The sequence below is a fragment of the Bradyrhizobium sp. SHOUNA76 genome (genome assembly GCF_023006445.1).
GTDB lineage: Bacteria > Pseudomonadota > Alphaproteobacteria > Rhizobiales > Xanthobacteraceae > Bradyrhizobium.
Genome location: NZ_JALBHA010000722.1, coordinates 1 through 2,366, shown reverse-complemented (window position 1 = coordinate 2,366; position 2,366 = coordinate 1). Strand labels below are relative to the sequence as shown.

The 2,366-nt window shown below is 64.2% G+C and carries 2 protein-coding genes; both read left to right on the top strand.

The window, feature by feature from the left end; genetic code table 11:
• Positions 1–100 precede the first annotated feature (100 nt).
• On the top strand, positions 101–976 hold the full coding sequence (locus MOV74_RS41330; protein WP_404979227.1) for a copper chaperone PCu(A)C: 876 nt from the start codon (positions 101–103) through the stop codon (positions 974–976).
• A gap of 123 nt (positions 977–1,099) precedes the next feature.
• Complete coding sequence (gene nirK, locus MOV74_RS36150; protein WP_246932054.1) at positions 1,100–2,197, top strand: copper-containing nitrite reductase; 1,098 nt, start codon at positions 1,100–1,102, stop codon at positions 2,195–2,197.
• Positions 2,198–2,366: the final 169 nt, after the last annotated feature.

Here is a 2,366-nt window from a genome sequence, read left to right as displayed (position 1 = left end):
CGCGATCGCTGTCTTCGCCGTGCTGTCGCTGGCGATCTGGGCCGCGGTCCGGCTCGCCGCACATCTCTTCTAGCCCCGCATCCTTTCCAAGGCCTCGATCATGATCTCATCCAAGCGAGCATTCGCCGGCGCGGTCATCCTGACATGCCTTGTCGGGTCTCCCGCCTTCGCAGCCGACACCTCCAGCGGCGATCTCGTCATCACCAGGGCCTGGAGCCGGGCGACGCCCGGCGGTGCCAAGGTCGCTGGCGGCTATCTGACGATCGAGAACAGGGGCCAGACGCCGGAGCGGTTGCAGGCCGCATCGGCCGCCCATGCGCTTCGAACCGAGATCCACGAGATGACCGTCAACGACGGTGTCATGACCATGCGCCCGCTCGACAAGGGGCTCATCATCGCACCCGGACAAGTCGTTACGCTCGCGCCCGGCGGCGGACACCTGATGTTCATCGGCCTCGATGTGCCGCTCCATGCCGGCGACCAGATGCCGGTGACGCTGGCATTCGAGCGCGCCGGCAAGGTGAACGTGACGCTCGACGTGCAGGCCATCGGCGCACAGGCTCCCGAAAGGACGGAGAGCACGGCGACGGTGCAGCCGGCGCATCGCTCGGAGCAGGCGACGTCTGCACCACCCGCAGCGACATCCGAAGCGGACGAGAGCTTCTTCACCCACCTGCATGCTGAAAAGGCCATGGCCAACGTCACGGTCTCGCCGGGGCGCGCCGGTCCGGTCGAGATCGCAATCCAGCTCGAAGATGCGAACGAATTGCCACTGAGTGCCGATGCGGTTGCGGTGACGCTCGGCAATCCCGAACATGGCGTGGCACCGATCACTGCAAGCGCCGAACGCGTCGGCAACGATCAATGGCGGGTCAGAATGTCGGCCCCACTGTCCGGCCGCTGGTCGCTCGGCCTCGACATCCGCATCACGCCCTCGGACGCGGTCAAGGTGGTGTCACCTATCCTGCTCCGTTGAGGCACCTAAGTACTGTAGCGGAGGCGAATCCGGCAAAAGCTTGTCGCAGCGCAAACACTCTTGCCGCGATCGGCGCACACTGCATCCGTCATCAAAAACCTTTCCAGATGAAGGATGCTTCCGATGTTCACCCGCAGAGTCGCATTGATCGGCGCCGCCGCGACCGCCCTGATGCTGGCGACCCCCGCTTTGGCTGCCGATGATCTCAAACTGCCGCGTCAAAAGGTAGAGCTGGTGGCGCCGCCATTCGTGCATGCGCACGAGCAAGCGACCAAGCAAGGTCCGAAGATCATCGAGTTCAAGCTCACGATCGAGGAGAAGAAGGTCGTCATCGACGAGAAGGGCACCACCTTCCAGGCAATGACCTTCAACGGCTCGATGCCGGGCCCGCTGATGGTCGTGCATGAGGGCGACTACGTCGAAACGACGCTGGTCAACCCCTCGACCAACTCCATGCCGCACAACATCGACTTCCATTCCGCGACCGGCGCGCTCGGCGGCGGTGCACTCACGCTGATCAATCCCGGCGAGCAGGTCGTGCTGCGCTGGAAGGCAACCAAGACCGGCGTGTTCGTCTATCACTGCGCCCCGGGCGGCCCGATGATCCCCTGGCACGTCGTCTCCGGCATGAACGGCGCCGTGATGGTGCTGCCGCGCGACGGACTGAACGACGGCAAGGGCCACGCGCTGAAATACGACAAGGTCTACTATGTCGGCGAGCAGGACATGTATGTGCCGCGCGACGAGAAGGGCAATTTCAAGTCCTACGACTCGCCCGGCGAAGCCTTCACCGAAACCGAAGAGGTGATGAAGAAGCTGACTCCTACCCACGTCGTGTTCAACGGCAAGGTCGGGGCGCTCACCGGCAAGAGCGCGCTGACCGCCAATGTCGGCGAGAACGTGCTGATCGTGCATTCGCAGGCCAATCGCGACAGCCGTCCGCATCTGATCGGCGGCCATGGCGACTATGTCTGGGAGACCGGCAAGTTCGGCAATGCACCCGAGGTCGGACTCGAGACCTGGTTCATCCGTGGCGGCTCGGCGGGAGCCGCGCTGTACAAGTTCATGCAGCCCGGCATCTACGCCTATGTCACGCACAATCTGATCGAGGCCGCAGACCTCGGTGCCACCGCGCACTTCAAGGTCGAGGGCAAGTGGAACGACGATCTGATGACCCAGGTGAAGGCGCCTGCCGAAATACCGGCTGCCAAAACCAACTAGACGCGACGAGGGGCCGGTCATCACCGGCCCCTTCTTCCTTCGGGGAATGACCATGCTGATCGCATTCAAGCTCAAACTGGCACTCGCCTGCGCCGCCGGGCTCGCAGGGCCGATCGCGGTGGCGCCGCTGGTCTCGAACGTGGCGGTCCACGGCACGGCGGCTGAGCCT

Excerpts from the sequence above, each read along its gene's own strand:
- MOV74_RS41330 (WP_404979227.1), top strand. The coding sequence starts at position 101 with ATGATCTCATCCAAGCGAGCATTCGCCGGCGCGGTCATCCTGACATGC.
- nirK (WP_246932054.1), top strand. The coding sequence starts at position 1,100 with ATGTTCACCCGCAGAGTCGCATTGATCGGCGCCGCCGCGACCGCCCTG.